The organism is Balneolales bacterium ANBcel1 (genome assembly GCA_029688905.1).
Lineage (GTDB): Bacteria > Bacteroidota > Rhodothermia > Balneolales > Natronogracilivirgulaceae > SLLW01.
Window position 1 is genome coordinate 170,370 of the sequence record JARULB010000003.1, and the last position, 17,148, is coordinate 187,517.

At 53.4% G+C, this 17,148-nt stretch carries 18 protein-coding genes; 10 read left to right on the forward strand and 8 right to left on the reverse strand.

The features are described 5' to 3' along the window. Positions 1-28 precede the first annotated feature (28 nt). From QA596_05070 to QA596_05080, 3 genes are all read right to left on the reverse strand, one after another. Positions 29-580: a tetratricopeptide repeat protein gene (locus tag QA596_05070; protein ID MDG5766830.1), complete on the reverse strand. Its 552-nt coding sequence runs from the start codon at positions 578-580 to the stop codon at positions 29-31. Positions 581-622: 42 nt separating this feature from the next. Further along, positions 623-979 (reverse strand): hypothetical protein, encoded by a 357-nt coding sequence (locus QA596_05075; protein ID MDG5766831.1) that lies wholly within the window; start codon positions 977-979, stop codon positions 623-625. Positions 980-1,057: 78 nt separating this feature from the next. Beyond that, positions 1,058-1,906 carry a hypothetical protein gene (locus QA596_05080; protein ID MDG5766832.1) on the reverse strand — a complete coding sequence of 283 codons (849 nt, stop codon included), beginning with the start codon at positions 1,904-1,906 and terminating at the stop codon, positions 1,058-1,060. Positions 1,907-2,172: 266 nt separating this feature from the next. Between QA596_05080 and QA596_05085 the strand changes: the two genes are divergently transcribed. The 10 genes from QA596_05085 to QA596_05130 all read left to right on the forward strand — a co-directional run bounded on the left by QA596_05085 (position 2,173) and on the right by QA596_05130 (position 10,990). Then, positions 2,173-2,637: a hypothetical protein gene (locus QA596_05085; protein MDG5766833.1), complete on the forward strand. Its 465-nt coding sequence runs from the start codon at positions 2,173-2,175 to the stop codon at positions 2,635-2,637. A gap of 10 nt (positions 2,638-2,647) precedes the next feature. Next, complete coding sequence (locus QA596_05090) at positions 2,648-3,505, forward strand: hypothetical protein (protein ID MDG5766834.1); 858 nt, start codon at positions 2,648-2,650, stop codon at positions 3,503-3,505. Between the two features lie 7 nt (positions 3,506-3,512). Continuing rightward, the gene (gene rsmD / locus QA596_05095) at positions 3,513-4,067 is read left to right on the forward strand and encodes a 16S rRNA (guanine(966)-N(2))-methyltransferase RsmD (protein MDG5766835.1); all 555 of its coding nucleotides are present in this window, start codon (positions 3,513-3,515) and stop codon (positions 4,065-4,067) included. Between the two features lie 147 nt (positions 4,068-4,214). Beyond that, positions 4,215-4,697 (forward strand): pantetheine-phosphate adenylyltransferase, encoded by a 483-nt coding sequence (gene coaD / locus QA596_05100; GenBank protein ID MDG5766836.1) that lies wholly within the window; start codon positions 4,215-4,217, stop codon positions 4,695-4,697. Between the two features lie 142 nt (positions 4,698-4,839). Beyond that, positions 4,840-6,039 carry a pyridoxal phosphate-dependent aminotransferase gene (locus QA596_05105; GenBank protein ID MDG5766837.1) on the forward strand — a complete coding sequence of 400 codons (1,200 nt, stop codon included), beginning with the start codon at positions 4,840-4,842 and terminating at the stop codon, positions 6,037-6,039. A gap of 68 nt (positions 6,040-6,107) precedes the next feature. After that, positions 6,108-6,401, forward strand: coding sequence for a zinc ribbon domain-containing protein (locus QA596_05110; GenBank protein MDG5766838.1), 294 nt, complete (start codon positions 6,108-6,110; stop codon positions 6,399-6,401). Between the two features lie 95 nt (positions 6,402-6,496). Beyond that, complete coding sequence (locus QA596_05115; protein ID MDG5766839.1) at positions 6,497-6,859, forward strand: YraN family protein; 363 nt, start codon at positions 6,497-6,499, stop codon at positions 6,857-6,859. A 176-nt stretch (positions 6,860-7,035) separates the two neighbouring features. Further along, the gene (locus tag QA596_05120) at positions 7,036-7,335 is read left to right on the forward strand and encodes a septum formation initiator family protein (protein ID MDG5766840.1); all 300 of its coding nucleotides are present in this window, start codon (positions 7,036-7,038) and stop codon (positions 7,333-7,335) included. Between the two features lie 89 nt (positions 7,336-7,424). Further along, positions 7,425-8,384, forward strand: a complete 960-nt coding sequence (locus QA596_05125) for an ROK family protein (GenBank protein MDG5766841.1) — start codon at positions 7,425-7,427, stop codon at positions 8,382-8,384. A gap of 11 nt (positions 8,385-8,395) precedes the next feature. Next, the gene (locus tag QA596_05130) at positions 8,396-10,990 is read left to right on the forward strand and encodes a putative LPS assembly protein LptD (GenBank protein MDG5766842.1); all 2,595 of its coding nucleotides are present in this window, start codon (positions 8,396-8,398) and stop codon (positions 10,988-10,990) included. A 33-nt stretch (positions 10,991-11,023) separates the two neighbouring features. Here the strand turns inward: QA596_05130 and QA596_05135 are convergent, their stop codons facing one another. The 5 genes from QA596_05135 to QA596_05155 all read right to left on the reverse strand — a co-directional run bounded on the left by QA596_05135 (position 11,024) and on the right by QA596_05155 (position 17,135). After that, positions 11,024-11,842: a riboflavin synthase gene (locus tag QA596_05135; GenBank protein ID MDG5766843.1), complete on the reverse strand. Its 819-nt coding sequence runs from the start codon at positions 11,840-11,842 to the stop codon at positions 11,024-11,026. Between the two features lie 116 nt (positions 11,843-11,958). After that, the gene (gene ribD / locus QA596_05140) at positions 11,959-13,080 is read right to left on the reverse strand and encodes a bifunctional diaminohydroxyphosphoribosylaminopyrimidine deaminase/5-amino-6-(5-phosphoribosylamino)uracil reductase RibD (GenBank protein ID MDG5766844.1); all 1,122 of its coding nucleotides are present in this window, start codon (positions 13,078-13,080) and stop codon (positions 11,959-11,961) included. A gap of 39 nt (positions 13,081-13,119) precedes the next feature. After that, a complete protein-coding gene (locus tag QA596_05145) occupies positions 13,120-15,207 on the reverse strand; it encodes a peptidyl-prolyl cis-trans isomerase (GenBank protein ID MDG5766845.1) in 2,088 nt (695 codons plus the stop codon). A 242-nt stretch (positions 15,208-15,449) separates the two neighbouring features. Further along, entirely contained in the window at positions 15,450-16,382 is a 933-nt protein-coding gene (locus QA596_05150) for an MlaD family protein (GenBank protein ID MDG5766846.1), read from the reverse strand. A gap of 18 nt (positions 16,383-16,400) precedes the next feature. Then, positions 16,401-17,135 (reverse strand): ABC transporter ATP-binding protein, encoded by a 735-nt coding sequence (locus QA596_05155; protein MDG5766847.1) that lies wholly within the window; start codon positions 17,133-17,135, stop codon positions 16,401-16,403. Between the last annotated feature and the right edge of the window lie 13 nt (positions 17,136-17,148).

The window sequence follows — 17,148 nt, forward strand, 5'->3', positions numbered from 1 at the left end:
TCGTCTGGTTAATAGTCCGGCAGGGAGGTTACCGGTGTCCGGCCGCTTCGAGCTTATCAAGGAAAACCCGGCTCTCCTGGTCGTCCGGAAAACGGGCAATACAATTGAACATAACGATTTTGGCTTCGTTCAGCTTTTTCTGATGAACCAAAACCGCCGCATAATTACGCAGGATGAGCGGTGTTTCGCCGCCGTGGCGGATACTGGAACGTATCACCTCTTCGGCCTCACCATATTTCTTCCGGGCAACAAGGGCATCGAAAAGTTCATTGAGGATGCCTACGTGGTCTGGCCAGTGCGCCAAAGCGGACCGGTACGACTCTTCCGCGCGTTGCCAGAACCCCAGCAGGCTGCAGACCGAGCCCATCATGAAGTGTGAAAACGCAAGGTCGTCTCCGGAAGCCCGGCTGAGGTAGTCCACCAGCTCGTCACCAATGGCGCGCAGGCTTCTAACCGACGATTGCAATGTGCGTTCGTCTTCATTCTCATCCGCACGGTCCATCTCATCCGACAGATCCACAATTTGTTCGGAGAGCTGCAGAAGCCGGTCTTTCAGTGATGACGGTTCGTTGTTCACCATGGATGCGACGATTGCCGGGCCCGGCGGGCACGGATGAGCGGCCTAAATGCTCAGATCGACATCGTGTACATTTCTGAGAATTTCCGCGGCGTTCTTGTCATTTTGCTGCATGACCCGGTGCTCGAGGTTGGTAATCAGGCCGGGTCGGGCCTCATCGTAGGCCTCTGATTTGGCCTGGTCGGAAGTTGTTGTTCGAATCAGGACATAGATGTCGTCTGCCCGGACAACGCTGTAGAGCCCGTCTTCATTAAACGCGTGGGACCGCAGCTCTTCATATTTTTTGAACAGTTCGGAGAACGCCCGTGAATTTGCCGCCCGTTCGATAATCTCAACATCATCCGGCCCTTCGGCACTCAGCGGAATGTGGCACAGGTAATAAAACTTGTCCTGATAAAGCATGGAATTTTCTTAAATCGCAGGTTTAATAATCGGGTAATTGATAATGCGGTAATGTACAAAAATATGTGACAAATTCCGTCATCCCCTCTTCTCGAGAAAACGGGTCAATATGCCATGCGCCCGCTCGATATCTTCCGTAAACACCGATTCATCTCTTGTGTGATAGGGGTGGATGGCCGGCTCAATGGCCACCGAAGGAATACCGTGCCCGTGGTTTTTGTTGAACTCCACTCCGTAGTGAAGATAATCGTTGGTATTGTTGGAAAGCATGATGCCGGGATCCAGGGCGAGCAGCTCATCCCGCAGCCGGACGGTCTCCACCTTCTCTTTTTCCCCCGGTTTGATCCCCGTGAATTTCCAGTGTTCGCTGTACAGGGCCACACCCCGGTCGCCCCTGAAAAGCGGCGTGGTGTCTATCGTGATGACGCACTCCGGCAGCTGCCCCGTCTCAATCAGGTGCCTGGCAATCCTCTCGGCCCCGATCCCGTGGTGCAGTCCGGCGCCTCCTTCTCTCAGCAGATGTGGATGGTGTTTAAGGCCGTAACTCTCCTCCATTTCCGAAAAGAGCAATATTAGCGGAGGAAAGTTCCGTACTGCCGACTCCCCGGCAAGCGCCATGGCAAGGGCCAGGCCCACGGAATTATCCATCTGGCCGGTAACGCGGTCATCATCCACCGTAAAAGGGAGTGTCTCCGGCGGCGACTCCCCGAAATGATTAATTTTGTCGAGATGGGCCGCAAGCGCAACCGGTTGTCGGTCAGGCTGACCGGGAATCAGCGCCACAAGGTTGTTGTCAGGCACATGGACAATCTCCGCTCCTTTGACTGCCGACAGATTTTTTTTAACTACCGGATGGAGAAGGTTTTCGTACGATGAAAAGGACGGGACGACGGCGACATCCCTGAGGATGGACAAGAGGCTGTTCATGGAGTATGAGGTTTTTTGTGCAGTCAATTTGGCCGGAGCGCCGCAACGCCACCAGTACCGACGGATAATATCGTTTTCTCCAAAGAGTGGGTACCAAAAAGGCGATATCGCAAATCCGGTTCAGAATTCGGCAACAATACACCCGTCCGGATAGCGTTTCTCAGCTGGCGCAATGTATTGTTGCATATCTTAGCTACCGAACGTATTTTCGTGTTTCGAGCGTGTGGCTTGCACCGACTTACTTAAAATTTTTCAGTACCTACAACATGGATATCGATACCCGAAACAGGATAATCAGCGGCGTCCTGGCAGTTATTATTATCGGCCTGGCGTGGCTGCTTTATGATTCTATTACCGGACCTTACGAAAAAATCGAGCGGCAGCGCGAAATCACCGAACAGGTTCGCCACAGAATGATGGTAGCGAGGGACGCTCTTGTTGAACACCAACGCAGGGAAGGGGGTTTCCCCGAAACGCTGGATGAACTGGTTGAGTGGTTGAAAACCAATGATGAGATGGTTCAAAAGGGAGATTCTCTTTTTGCTTTCCGTCCCCCGTCACAATATCATCCGGATTCCGTAATTTACTCTCCGAGAACCGGGCAGCGTTTTCAGTATGCATTAAACGACACCATCCGGCCTAATATTTATCTGCTTGAAGACCCGGATACCGATGACAGAATCGGCTCCCTGGAACGTACCAACCTGCTGAACGCTACCAACTGGAACTAACCGCACCGTCATGCCGGCTATGGATGCGCAACTTGGGATTAATTTCGATTCCAACAAATTATTTTACGCGGTATCCCGTCCGGCAAAAACCGGTGTAGTTGAGCATATCGGATGTATCGATTTCTCATTCGACCTGATCCATTCCGTCAGCACGCGTGATCCGGAAACTTTCCCCGGCGTATGTGATACTCTTCACAACTTGATGAAGGATCACAACACCGCTCGATCGTTCGCCGTTTCCCCCCCTTCTTTTGAGTTGTGGAGCATTATTCCCAAGACGGTTTTTGACGAAAACCAGGAACGCGAGGCTCATCTGAACATACTGATGCAGGGGATGGATTCCGGTCAGGCCGACCTGCAGTGGCACTCGCTGAGCAATCGGGATTTCAAATTGCTCTCTGCCAGGCGCAAAGACGATATCCTCACCTTCACCTCCCTGCTTGGAAACGCCGGTCAGGATCACCTCTTTTCGGACTTCCAGATCGGCCAGCAATGGCTCCGGCACAGTCAGTTTCGCGGCTCATTCCTGTCGGTATCCTCCTACAAAGGCCGCTTGAGTATCTCTTCCTATCTTCTCGGCAAGCTCAGGGCCGCCACGTTTTTCTCCTATGATGACATCCGGGACCTGCCTTATCACTGGCTTCAGCATGCCTCCCATCTTTCATGGATCCAGGGCCTTCATGAATATGTGATGGTTTTTGGCGAGCATTCGGGAGAGATCGTTGAAACGCTCAGCACGTACTGGGACGACTCCTCCGACATCCTGGTCATGGACAGCCTGAAGAAAATGCAGGTCACTTCCGAAGAAGAGACTTTCAGCTTCCCACTGGAACGTGCCTTCCCGGCCGTGCTTCTGTCGGTATCATAAACCCGCTATGAGAATCATTACCGGAACACTTAAGGGTCGCCGTTTTGCCGCTCCGAAAAATGTCGAGATAAGGCCTACATCCGACCGGACAAAAGAGAGCATGTTCGCGGTTATTGAAGTCCGGAAGCATATTGCCGGCAGCGATGTCCTGGACCTTTTCGCCGGAACGGGCAATCTTGGCTTTGAAGCAATTTCCAGGGGAGCGGAGCGGGTCTGCGCTGTGGAAGCTTCCCCAAAAGCCGTCGAAAACCTGGAAAAACAGGCTTCCCGGTTCGGAATCGACAAGAAGGTGCAAAGTGTCTGTTCAACCGTAGAGGCGTGGCTCAGAAATCCCGGCCAGCCGTATGACCTTGTTTTTGCAGATCCTCCGTACGATTATGCACACATGGTTGATTTGCCGGAAATCATTATCCATAACGGATGGTTAAAAGAAGACGGCTGGTTCCTTCTGGAGCACGACAAACGCCATAATTTCGTGGATCATCCACATTGTGCGTTTTCCAAACCCTATGGCCGAACCATCGTCACCATTTTCACCAGAGACCCGGTCTCCAAAACGTGACCCGGGCCCGTCCCGGCTCACAGGGATTCACATGATGCCGGAAAGCGCCACCGGCAGGAGTACCGGCAGTGGGAAGCGACCGACGTCTGCTTCACCGGAAAAACAACCGATATCCCGGACTAAACCGAAACCTAATAGGAGGGCATCGTGAATGTAATCTACCCAGGCTCCTTCGACCCAATCACTTACGGGCACCTCGATATTCTTGAAAGGGCGACCAACCTGTTCGACCGGGTCTACATCACCATCGCCGTGAATACACGCAAAAACTCCATCTTCACTCCGGAAGAGCGACAGCATCTCATTCGGGAGAGCATCGATACCAAACCCTGGGGAAACAAGGTGGAAATCCACCAGTTCACCGGTCTGCTGGTCGATTTTGCCCGCTCAATGAATGTCAAGACACTGATCCGGGGTGTGCGACAGTTTTCCGATTACGAGTATGAGTTCCGTATGGCGCTCATGAACCGCAAGCTCGATAATGACATCGACACCATATTCCTGATGCCTCGCGAGGAGCTTACTTTTGTTTCCGGCTCACTCGTGAGAGAGATTGCCCATTGGGGAGGCGATCTGAGCCACTTCGTCCCGGAAAATGTAGCCGAAGCTCTGAACAGGAAGTACCGGTAAACCCCTGTTTACTTTTCGTTTTTTTGAATTCCGGAATTGAATAACCGTAGCGAATACCACACGGGTTTTGTATATTTACGTGCTTTTGGAGTAGAAGCGTATTATTAGTGACTGTAAACCCCCAACCTCACCAGATACTATTATGATCGCACAACGAGTGCAGGCTATAGCACCTTCAGAAACCATGAAAATTTCCGGCCGCGCCAAAGAGCTTCAGCGGGAAGGAAAATCCGTCATCTCATTAAGCCAGGGCGAACCCGATTTTAAAACTCCGGAGCACATATGTGAAGCGGGCATACAGGCTATCCGTGACGGACATCACGGATATACGGTTAATGCCGGCACCCCGGAGCTTCGTGAAGCGATCTGCGCCAAGCTTAAAGAAGAAAACGGACTCTCCTACACTCCGGATCAGATCCTTTTGTCCAACGGCGCGAAACAGTCGATCGGCTTCTCTTTGTTTGCAACCATCGACAAGGGTGATGAGGTCATCATTCCCGCGCCTTACTGGGTCTCCTATCCCGAGATGGTCAAAATTGCCGACGGCACACCGGTAGTTGTTGCCACGGAATTTGATAACGACTATAAAATGACGGCCGACCAGCTCCGCCAGGCAATTACTCCCAAAACCAAAATGTTGATCCTCTGCTCGCCTTCCAATCCCACCGGAAGTTGCTACACCAAAGAGGAACTTGCCTCGCTTGCCGATGTACTGCGCGAATATCCCGGCATTATGGTGCTCTCCGATGAGATCTACGAATATATCGTATTTGACGGCGAGCATGTGAGCATTGCCCAGGCGGCTCCCGATCTGATGGATCGCATTCTGCTGATTAACGGTTTTTCCAAAGGATTTGCCATGACCGGCTGGCGGCTGGGTTATCTTGCCGGACCCGCACAGGTCGTCAAGGCGGTGTCAAAAATCCAGAGCCAGGAAACCTCTGCACCATCCACCATATCCCAGAAAGCGGCCGAGGCGGCCTATAACAGTCCGCGCGACTCTGTTAAGGAGATGGTCAAGGCTTTTCGCGAACGCCGCGACTACATGATCAAGGCACTCAATGAAATCGATGGGGTCAACTGCTTTAATCCCGGCGGTGCGTTCTACGCTTTTCCCGACATATCCACCTATCTGAACTCCGTGACGCCCTCAGGACAAAAGATTGCCAACAGCACCGATCTATGCATGTTCCTGCTTGAAGAGCGCGGACTCGCAGCTGTGCCTGGCGACGCCTTCGGCGAGCCAAACGGCATCCGCCTCTCTTACGCGGCTTCCATGGAGCATCTGCAGGAAGCGATCAAACGGCTGCGCGAAGGCCTTGCTGCCCTCAAAAAGCAATAAACTTTTTCCTTACAGGCGGTGTTTACCACAACGATAAAAAGAAACCGTTACCATAAGCTGTAGTAGAAATGCCAACGTATCAGTACAAAAGGGAAGACGGAAGCACGTTTGAGATCATCCAGAAAATGTCGGATGAAGCGTTGAAAACCTGTCCGAAAACCGGCCAGAAGGTCAAACGAATCATCTCGGGCGGCGGCGGCGTGGTGTACAAAGGCAACGGATGGTATGTGACCGATTACAAGAACAAGTCGAACGACAGCAGCAAGGATTCCGGCAAGAAACAAGGCGCCGGAGGCGCGTCTTCATCCGGGAACGGCGCCGAAAGCAAACAGCCCGCCAAAAGCAGGGAAGTGGCTTCCTGAGGCGGTTTCTTCTTTTCGAACTAACACCTCCGAAACCTCGGATCTACAAACCCGGATTCACTTAAACCAACCGGCTGTTCCGGCCGGATCAGCATATGAACCATGTCGATTTGGGTAAAGCCGGAGAAGACAGAGCGGTAGCGTTTCTGGAGTCCAGGAACATGACAATCCTGGACAGAAACTACCGTTTTATGCGGGCCGAGGTGGATATCGTTGCGGCAACCGACCGGGAGATTGTATTTGTCGAGGTCAAAACCCGCCGAAGCCGCACCTTCGGGGAACCTGAGGAGAGTGTCGACAAAAAGAAAAAGCAACAGCTGTTCAAAGTGGCGGAAGCCTGGATGCACGAACGACGGATGGAGGGGGCACCAGTCCGGTTCGATGTGGTCACCATCATGAATCCCGGCAGAAAAGGGGAAGAGATAAATCACATCGAGGGCGCCTTCTGGTATGTGTAGACCGTTGAGTTTCACAGCCAGGTAAAACGCCGCCCGCCGGGAGCGGGCATCTCACCATTTCCAAAACGGGCATTTCCTCTGATTTCCATAGCGGGATATCTTTATTCCGTTATGGATGCGTTGTATCGTAAAATGGGTTATTTTAGGAAAATGTAATCCTGAAAATAGCCGGTCTCATGAATTTCCGCTTTCTAAATCCCCTCCGTTGGCGCCGCTCACTGCTTTTATCGGTGCTTCTGCTGCTGCTTATCCTCTGGTTTGGTTTCCTCGATACATACAGTGTCCGGACACGGGTTCAGCTGAACATGGAAAAGGAGGAGCTTATTTTGGAAACCGAACGTCTCCAGTCAGAGACCGCAAAAATCCAGGAGATGCTGGATGAACTGGACTCCAACCCCGAGATGCTGGAGCGCATTGCCCGGGAGGAGTACGGCATGAGAAAACCCGGTGAAACCATTTATCGCATTCAGGAATAGACGGCCGGCAAACCGGCACACGGTCCATCCAGCAGTTTCATACCCTGCAGGCTTCGCAGTTAACTTCTACCAGTATTCAAATATATCTCATGATCTCCATTGGTATTGACCTTGGCGGAACCAATATAAAATCGGCCCTGATTCACCAGGATGAGGGACTTCTGTCCCGGCACTCCGTTCCAACCAACGCCGACAGCGGACCCGAAACCGTGCTTGACCGAATCGCGGAAGCCGTTATCAAGGCAAGGGACGATGCCCCTGACGCACCGGTTGGCGTCGGCATCGGTTCACCCGGCATCATATCCATGGACCGCACCTCCGTATCCAGCCCACCCAACTTCCCCGGCTGGGATACCATCAACCTGAACACCGAAATTAAAAAGCGCACCGGCCTGCCCGCCGTGGTTGAAAACGATGCAAACCTGATGGCGCTCGGCTGCTCTCGCTTCGGCGTGGGAAGGGAAATGGAGAGCCTTATCATGCTCACGCTGGGTACCGGTGTCGGCGGCGGTATCATCTACAACAGGGAACTGTTCCGTGGGACAACCGGTGGTGCCGCCGAACTCGGCCATGTGATTATCGATTACAACGGACCGGAATCCAACAGCAATGCCAAAGGCGGAGTTGAAGCCTACCTCGGACAACGATTCATGATCCGAAATGCACTGCCGCTGATCAAGGACCATCCGGAGAACCCCCTTTGCCGCAATTTCATCGACAACCCCGACCGGCTGGAACCGCGACACCTCAGCGAAGAAGCGGATAAAGGCAATCCGCTGGCCATTGAAATCCTGGCCAACGCCGGCCGCATGCTGGGTTTTGCCATTGTAAACTACGTGCATACGCTTGATATTCGAAACATCGTCGTTAGCGGCGGTGTCGCAAAAGCCGGCGACCGGATTCTCGAACCGGCCCGCAAAGCCGCCAGGGAACGTCTCATGCCTCCCTTTCTGGAAGGATTTGAAATCCGCTATGAGACGCTCGGAAATGATGCCGCCCTTCTGGGTGCCGGAAGCCTGGCCTTCGAGCACATTGCACCTCACCGCTAAGCATTCCCCCTGTGCCTTCAGCACGTTTCTGTATCCTGACTTTTCTGCTTCCGGTTCTTTCGGGGATGATGCTGGTCTCCCTTGAGGCTCAAACCGTGCAGGCTGTGGAGCCTTCTCACGACCCCGTGAGATTCTCCTCCCGGGATTCCCTCATTTTTTCCACCCGCGATGAACGTATCGCCACTCTGTACGGCAATGCACGGGTCGGAAACGTTCAGGGAGAACTTACCGCGGGAACGGTATTGCTCAATCTGGATAAGAACGAGATGAGCGCACGGGCCGCCGAAGACGCCGACACCCTCTCCCAACCGGTATTGCAGCGGGGCGAGGATCGGGTCAGAAGCAGGAGAATCTCTTATAATTACGAAACCGACAAGGGAAAATTCGAGGTGGCCCGCATGGCTATGGACCAGGGGAACGTCATCGGAACACAGGTCAAGAGAACCGCTCCCCATGTGGTTTTTGTGGAGGACGGTTTGTACTCGACCTGCGATCTTGACCATCCCCATTTCTATATCCGTGCCGCCCGCATGAAAGTGGTAGACGAAGAGGAAATCTTTTTCACCAGGGCCCGGCTCTATATTCTGGATATTCCCTACCCGCTGGTATTCCCGTTCGGCTACGTCCCCTCCAGCATCACACGGCGACAATCCGGCATTCTGGAACCCTCCTTTACCTATCAGGATCAACAGCGCAGGGGACTCGGACTCCAAAATCTCGGCTGGTTCCAATATTTCAGTGACTACGTGACCGGCCAGGTTTCCATGGATGTGTTCACCTCCGGAACCTATTACCTCAACTCCACCGTCAATTACCGCAGAACCGACCGGTATAACGGTAGTATCCAGCTGGGCTACTCCCGAGACCAGGGGATGGAGCCGACCGATCCCGATTTCAGCAGAAATATCCAGCGCAGGATTGCCGTCAATCACAGACAGACCATCAATCCGTACTCTTCCGTCAGTGCCAATATCAATCTCCGAACCGCCGATTTCCACAATCGTAACTCCTATGACGTGGATGAGCGTGCCGAGGTGAGCACCCAGTCGAATATGTCCTACAACTTCAATCACCCCGACGGTATTTACACCTTCAGCGCATCCGGAGCCCATTCCCTGAATTTTGCCACCAACGCTACAAGCCTTACCGGTCCCAACACCAGCTTTTCCCTGCGACGCCTGACACCCTTTCAGCGGTCCGGGCCCGGATCCGGTGAATCGTGGTACGAATCCATCTCTTTCCAGTACCGGAACACCGTCAACTCACGCTTTAACTTTACCCCTTCGGATGACTCCGACGTCGGCTTTCTGGAGGCCCTCTTCCACCCGTCGAGACATCGTGAAGCCACCGGCGACTTTCGGCATATCAATATCGGTATGCGGCACAACGCCTCCGCCAATGCCCAACTGCTCAGCAACCAGTTTGCAAACCTGACATCCAGCATCACTTTCACGGAATACTGGTATCCGGAAACCCTGCGCCGGGAATGGGATCCCGATCAGGAGCGGGTCGTCTCACGCATGGAAAGCGGATTTGCGGCCGGAAGAGATTTTTCGACCAGCCTAAGCGCTAACACCACTATCTACGGCACCAGTCAGGCCCGCATAGGACGTTTCGAAGGATTTCGTCACACCATGCGTCCGTCCCTTAGTTTCAGCTACAGCCCGGATTTCAGTGATTCCTTTTGGGGATACTACCGGGATGTTCAGTCCACCGCCGATGGAGACACCCAGCGCTACTCCATCTTTCAGGGTGGAATTGTAGGCGGACCCGCAGCCGGTGAACAACGCACACTGAGCTTGAGCATCAACAACGTTCTGGAAACCAAAGAGGTGAGACGGGACACTACCGGGGAGCGCAGGGAGAATACCGTCAGATTGATCGACCAGCTTAATGCAAGCGTAAGTTATAACTTTGCTGCTGAGAGCTTTAATCTCTCTGACCTGAGAACTTCTTTCAGGACATCCTTCATCCAGAATATCAATCTTTCCGCGAATGCCACTTTCAGTTTTTACGACACCGATGAGGATGGCAGGCGAATTGACCGGTACCTGTGGCAGGAGTCAAACCGCTTTATGCGCATGACCAACTTCTCCATGACGGCCAGCACGCAATTCAGCAGCGGGGGCGCCCGGCGGCCGGAGCAAACCACCTGGTATTATCCCGAGCACTACGACCCGCTGGATCAATCCCGCTTTCATCCGGTAGACCGGGCCATCATGGAGGGTCGTGTTTACCGGACCGACCTCCCCTGGTCGTTCAACGTCAATTTCAACTATCGCTGGAACCGAACCGCAACCGGCGCCTCGCAAAAGAGCGCTCAGATTGAAGCAACCAACATCCAGATGCGTCTCACTCCGGAGTGGCAGTTCAGTACCCGCATCGGCTACGACCTCATCCAGAAACAACTGACCCCGGCGCGCTTCAATATCACAAGGAATCTGCATTGCTGGGATCTCTCTTTTCAGTGGAATCCGTTCGACGATATGAAGTTCTTCCTGTTCCGGCTGACGGTGCGCGACACCCGTATTCAGGGCCTGATCCAGAAACTACCCGGCCTGAATAATCTTGAGCGTCAGCAGAGTCCGATCAACCGGTTCCGCTGACAGCGGGATTCGCCTGACGGATCCAAGCGCAGGTTAGTCAGTAAATCCGGAATCCCGAAGTTTCTTTTCCGTGAGTCCCTCGCCGCCAGAACCGCCCCCTCTTTTGTCCTGGCCGGCACCCATGCCAAAAAAGTCCATCTTCGGCGTGTTTGAAGCGGATCGGGGGCCGGAAGAGGCCGGCTGGCCCGATCCGGGGGAAAAACCGGAACCGGCACCTGTTCCTGATGTCTGACCGCCCTCATCATAACCGGAGGTGTGTTCGCCGGCACGATTTTGCATGAACCGAAGCACATATTTGCCAAGAATGTCAAACTCCAGGTTCACGCGATCCCCTCTCTTGCGATCGCTGATCACCGTATGCTCCCAGGTGTAGGGGATGATGGCCACGGTGAAATCCTGCGCCGTCTCCCGCGCTATGGTCAGGCTGATTCCGTCTATCGCAATACTGCCCCGCCCGACGACAAGGTCTCTCCACTCGGGGTCAAACGTTATGGTGACCAGCCAGTTGGTTCCTTCCTTGCGAACATCGGCTACAACGCCGGTGGTATCGACATGCCCCTGAACGATATGGCCGTCAATGCGCTGCGCCAGCGACAGAGACCGCTCCAGGTTAACCCTGGAGCCGGCTTTCAAACTGCCCAATGCGGTTTTTCGCAGTGTCTCTTCAACGACCTGTACCGACACCGAGTTTTTATCCTGCCGGACCACCGTCTGGCAGACACCATTAACACACAAACTGTTGTCCACCTCGAGGGAATCGGCCAGTTCACAGGAAATGGTCAGCTCCTTTCCGCCTCCGATGTCACGGACCGATTTCACGGTACCCAGCTCTTCAATAATTCCATTAAACATAACTCGTTCACCTCCGGTAAACTTAAAATGTGAATATGCGACCTCCCATCTGTCTGACGAACCCCGTTTTCCGGGATATCATTCGGACAGGCAGTGTCAACACCATCCCGAAATTTCTAAAAATAGCCGGTAAACAGCATGTCGTCACCTGTTTTTTTCCATTCGCCAGAGCGGAACTCAAGAATTTCACTCATTCGGTCGATGCCAAGGCCGAGGAAGCTCCGCGTTCCGCCTCCCAGCATTTTGGGCGCGATGAACAGGTGGAGCTTGTCCACGAGATTTTGCCGGACCAGGGCGGAGGCCAAATGGTTTCCGGCTTCCACCAGGATGGATGTGATTCCAAGTGCACCCGCCTCACTGATCACCTGTTCCAGATTGGCATGGCCTTCCAGTTCGGTCACGTTCAACGTTTTGCCGCGAAATGTATCCGGCTGAAGTAGGCTTAGCGCCGGATCCTTTTCGAACCCGGACGGGCGGTTGCCGCAGGTCACTCTTATGGTTTTCTCTTCGTGGATATCGCTGAAAAGGTGCAGGTCGTCCGGCAGAGTACCCGGGCCGTCAATCACAATTCTGCGCGGTTGCCTGCCGCTGACATGCCTGACCGTGAGCCGGGGGTTGTCCATCAATGCCGTGTTCCTGCCTATGAGGACCGCATCGTACTCGCTGCGCCACTGGTGAACCATCTTCCGGGCCGACGTGCCGGTGATCCACCGGGAGTCGCCGTCCGGAGCCGCTATATACCCGTCCAGTGTCTGTGCCACCTTGAGAATCACGTAGGGTTTGCCGAACCGGATATTGAACAGGAACGTCTCGTTAAGGCGCATTGCTTCATCCTCAAGAAGGCCGGTCTCGACGGCGATGCCCTTTTCCCTCATAATTCGCAACCCATCTCCGTTCACTTTCGGATTGGGATCTCTCATGGCAACCACCACCCGCTTCAACGGGTATCTGGCAAGCTCAAGGGCACAGGGCGGGGTTTTTCCGTGATGAGAGCAGGGTTCGAGGGTGACATATACGGTGGCGTCGATCAAATCGGAGCGGTCACGTATGCTGTTCAGTGCATTGATTTCGGCGTGCTCCTTGCCGTAGCGTTCGTGATATCCTTCCCCAATCAGATCACCGTCTCTTGAATAGATAGTACAGCCAACCAACGGATTGGGAGCTACATATCCCTTCCCTTTGCCGGCGAGCCTGAGAGCCCGCTTCATCCGTTTTTTGTCTGTCGAGGAGAACCCCATAACCGGGTGGGCTGCTCAAGCGGCAGCCCCTTGCGATAATTACATCGGAGCCTGCGGCTGCATCATTCTCTGCTGTACGCGGAAGTCGCGAATATCGGCGCCTGCCTTCACGCGATCCACCCATACCTCTGTAAAGGCCTGGTTTTTCCGCTGCTGAAGTGTATTGCGGATTTCACGGCGATCACTGCTCGAAATTGCCGAGGGATCCGCCATGGTACGCTCGTCGACTACCATCACAAAAGCCGCATTATTGCCATCAATCACAGGCGAAAGACGGCCTTCCGGAAGTGAAAAAGCCGCGCCTACCAGTTTTGGTTCCCGTCCGGCACCGGACACGGTAGATGCGCTCAGGCGAACACTTTCGACAGTCCGCACCTGTTTGCCATGCTGCTCGGCAAATGCTTCAAGCGACTGATGGCCCTCGAGCATCTCGTTGACCCGCCGGGTCATGAGCTCTTTTCTTTTCTGGTCACGCACCAGGGACTCAACCTGCGACCGGACCTCTTCCAGAGGACGCGGGCCTTCAGGAATCACTTCATCCACCCGGAACACGATAAATCGCTCTTCGGTTTCGATCACATCCGAAATATCCCCACGGCGCATGTGGGCCAATTCGTTGAGCAGAAGACGGCTCTGACCCAGCCCCGCAATAAACGGGCTGCCTTCGGTGGCAACGGCCTCCTCTACGACAAAACCACTGCGCTCGGCTTCGTCGACAAATCCGTCAGCCTCTGCGAAATACTGGAAATCTTCAGCTTCATTTGCCAGACGCTGAATGGTCTCAAAAGGATCGGCTTCAATATCACGGCTCAGATCCGCAAAGCGTACTTCGCGGTTTGTTCTGTCTACCAGCTCCAACAGAGAAATATTGTCTTCTCCCTGGATGGGGCCTGCAATTTGTCCGACAGCGGTATTCGATACCACATTGGCCAGAACATCCTCCGACCATCCTCCGCGTGAGACATATCCAAGTTCACCGCCCCGTTCAGCCGATGCACTGTGACGCGAATACGAACGGGCAAGCTCTGCAAAAGATTCTCCCCTGTTCAATCGCTCCATCAGCTCATATGCCAGGGCCCGGTCCTGATCGTTATTTCTGAGCCTGATCTGACGCACCCGCTCGTAGGTCTGGTCGGAGGAACGCTCTTCCAGCAACCGGAGCATGTGTGCCCTGTTGTTGTAGATATAGGGTTCGGTCACATCATCTACATCGAGTTCAAACACGCGAAGATGCTCCCGGCGAACTTCATTCGGACTCAGGAAGCTGTCGAAGTAGCTGGTTTCCGAAAAATTATTGCGCAGAAACTGTTCCGCGTTTTCGGCCTGGCGGAAGTCTTCGCGCAGATCGGCCAGCTGATTCAGTACTCTGGCAGTATCTTCCGGGGTCGGTTCAATGGAGAACGTGACGTAGGAGAAGCGCCATGACTTGTTTCTGTGGAACCTCTGCTTGTTGTTATTATAAAATGCCTGGATGTCGGAGTCCGCGATTTCAATTTCATCCGAGGAGATGTCGGAATAGGGAAAACGGACATACCGGAGGCTTGCACGGCTGTTCTGCTCCTTATAATGCTGTTGAATTTCAAAATCGCTAACCCGCAACGAGGCTTCAAGGTACTGGTTGAGCTTTTGCTGGCGGCGCTGCTCGCGAAGCTGCTGCTCGATCATGATCCAGATTTCCCTGTTCTCCGGTGATTCGATGGCATTCTGCAGGGCAATACGATCGATGGTGCCGTCTTCGCGGGTAAACTGCTGACGGATAAAGGGATCGGGGTTGTCGCCGGTGACCATTTCAACCAGTTCGCGGTCGGTAACCGTTATGCCAAGATCCCGCATCCTCTGCTGCAAGATTCTGTCAACCACCAGCTGCTCCCATGCCATCTCCTCGTACTGGGCACGCACTTCGGTATCGGGACTGGCGCCCGTCTGCTCACGATGCTGCTCAGTAAAAAGATTGACACGCTGGTTGAACTCGGCATAGGAAATGGGCTCCCGGTTCACTTCGCCCATATTTCTGGGACCGGCCATCATGGCATCGAATACCTGGGTATCCGCCAGTACCCAGAGAAGACCGAAAGAGAGGATGAGAATCCAAATGATATATTTGGTGCCGGATCTAAGTTTTTGCATCAAACCCATAGAAAAACCTCAGGAACGAAATTTAAATAGATATATCTGGTGGTATAAAAGCTGTTAAGATAGCTTGAAAATATACGGCAAATACCGCGAATTACAAAGTCCATAAGGACAACGTCCGGGTGCCGGTTTTCTTGCCGCACGCAGGCTGTATCACATGAATAATCCGGATTTCAAACGGACCGGCCCTCCGTCCCGAACCCAACGGCACGATACCCGGGTATCATACTTCAATACTAAAAAATATCCACCAGACGCATATGTTTGAGAAAGTGGCCGGGATCCTCCTTGAGTATTCGGGTAGCCTCTTTCAGGTTCACACTCAGGCTATCCAGGTTTTCGTACAGGGACGGATCCTGGATCAGTCTTCCCAGTGTTCCCTCTCCGCTGTTGATCTGCTGCATCATCTGGTTCAGTTCGGAACTGACGCCGCCCAGCTCTCTGGATATGGTACCCAGCTCCATGCTCGTCGTCTCAAGGTTTTCAAGGATACGTTCCAGATCTGATTCCCGTCCGGAGCTCAGGGTATCCAGGTTGGCCGTAAAACGACTTAGACTCTTCAGGGAGCGGTCCAGGTCGGAACTGCGCCGCCGAATCAGTTCGTCAACTTCCCGCGAAGTGCTCCTGAGGGCTGCAAGCGTTTGCTGCAAATCATCTTTCCCGCTCTCTTTGAGCAGTCCCTCAAACTGTTCCAGCACCTCTGCAAGGCTACCGGCCGACCGCTCTACATCGGGCCTGATTCCCTCGGCAAACTCTTCCAACTGGGCAAGAGTACCGTAATCATACTCCCCCTGGATATACCCTCCATCAGGGATCATCTCCTCCCTGCCGGAGTGAATGATCCGGATGTGCTTTCCGCCGATGAGATCTGACGGCATAATAATCGCCCTGGAACCCACCGGTATCCCCTCGGCATACGACAGGTTAAGAACAACTTCGACGCTGTCGGGACCGGCGATTGAAACTCTGTTCACGGAGCCTATCTTCACCCCCGACATGTAGATAGAGCTGCCCGGCGTGATGCCGTCCACCCGTTCGAAAGCGGTATACAGCTGCAAGCTGGGCCGAAACAGGGGAACATCCTGCATCAGACGGAAACCGATGACCGCTATCAACATTGCAACCACAATGGTTAATCCAATTTTGATCTCATTATGAACTTTTTTCAAACCGGGCTCCGCTTATGGTTAAATGGAATATTCGCTTGCTTTGATAAAGGAATTCAGAGCTTTATGATCGCTGGACTTGAGCTGGTCAAGGGTTCCGTACCAGCTCAGCTTCTGTTCATCCAGAAATGCCACTTTATCGGCCACTCGAAGCACACTGTGCATATCGTGTGTAATGACAACGGAGGTAATGTCCAGTGTGTCGGCCATCCTGATGATCAGGTCATTGATTTCATCCGATGTTTGAGGGTCAAGGCCGGATGTCGGCTCATCATACAAAAGATAATCGGGATTGAGGACAATTGCCCGTGCGAGCCCCACTCTTTTCCTCATGCCGCCGGAGAGCTCGGCCGGTGACTTTTTGCCGATGTCGTTAAGATGAACCAGTTCCAGCGACTCCATCACACGTTTGTGGATGTCGTTGTCTTTCAGTTCGGTGAAGTAACGCAGCGGAAATGCAACGTTTTCGTATGCCGTGATCGAGTCGAACAGTGCCGCGCCCTGAAACAACACGCCAAAACGCTGCCGCAGCCTCCGAAGGCGTGCATAACGCATTTCGAAAACATTGAGGCCGTCAATGGTCACCGTTCCGGAGTCGGGATAAAGCAGAACGTTCAAATGCTTCATCAAAACGGACTTCCCCGAACCCGACTTGCCGATTACCGCCAGGGTCTCTCCTTCCTCAATAGAGAGGCTTACATCACTCCAGACAAGATTATTGCCAAAGCTTTTTGTAAGATTTTTAATTTCAATCATATAAAAACAGTAT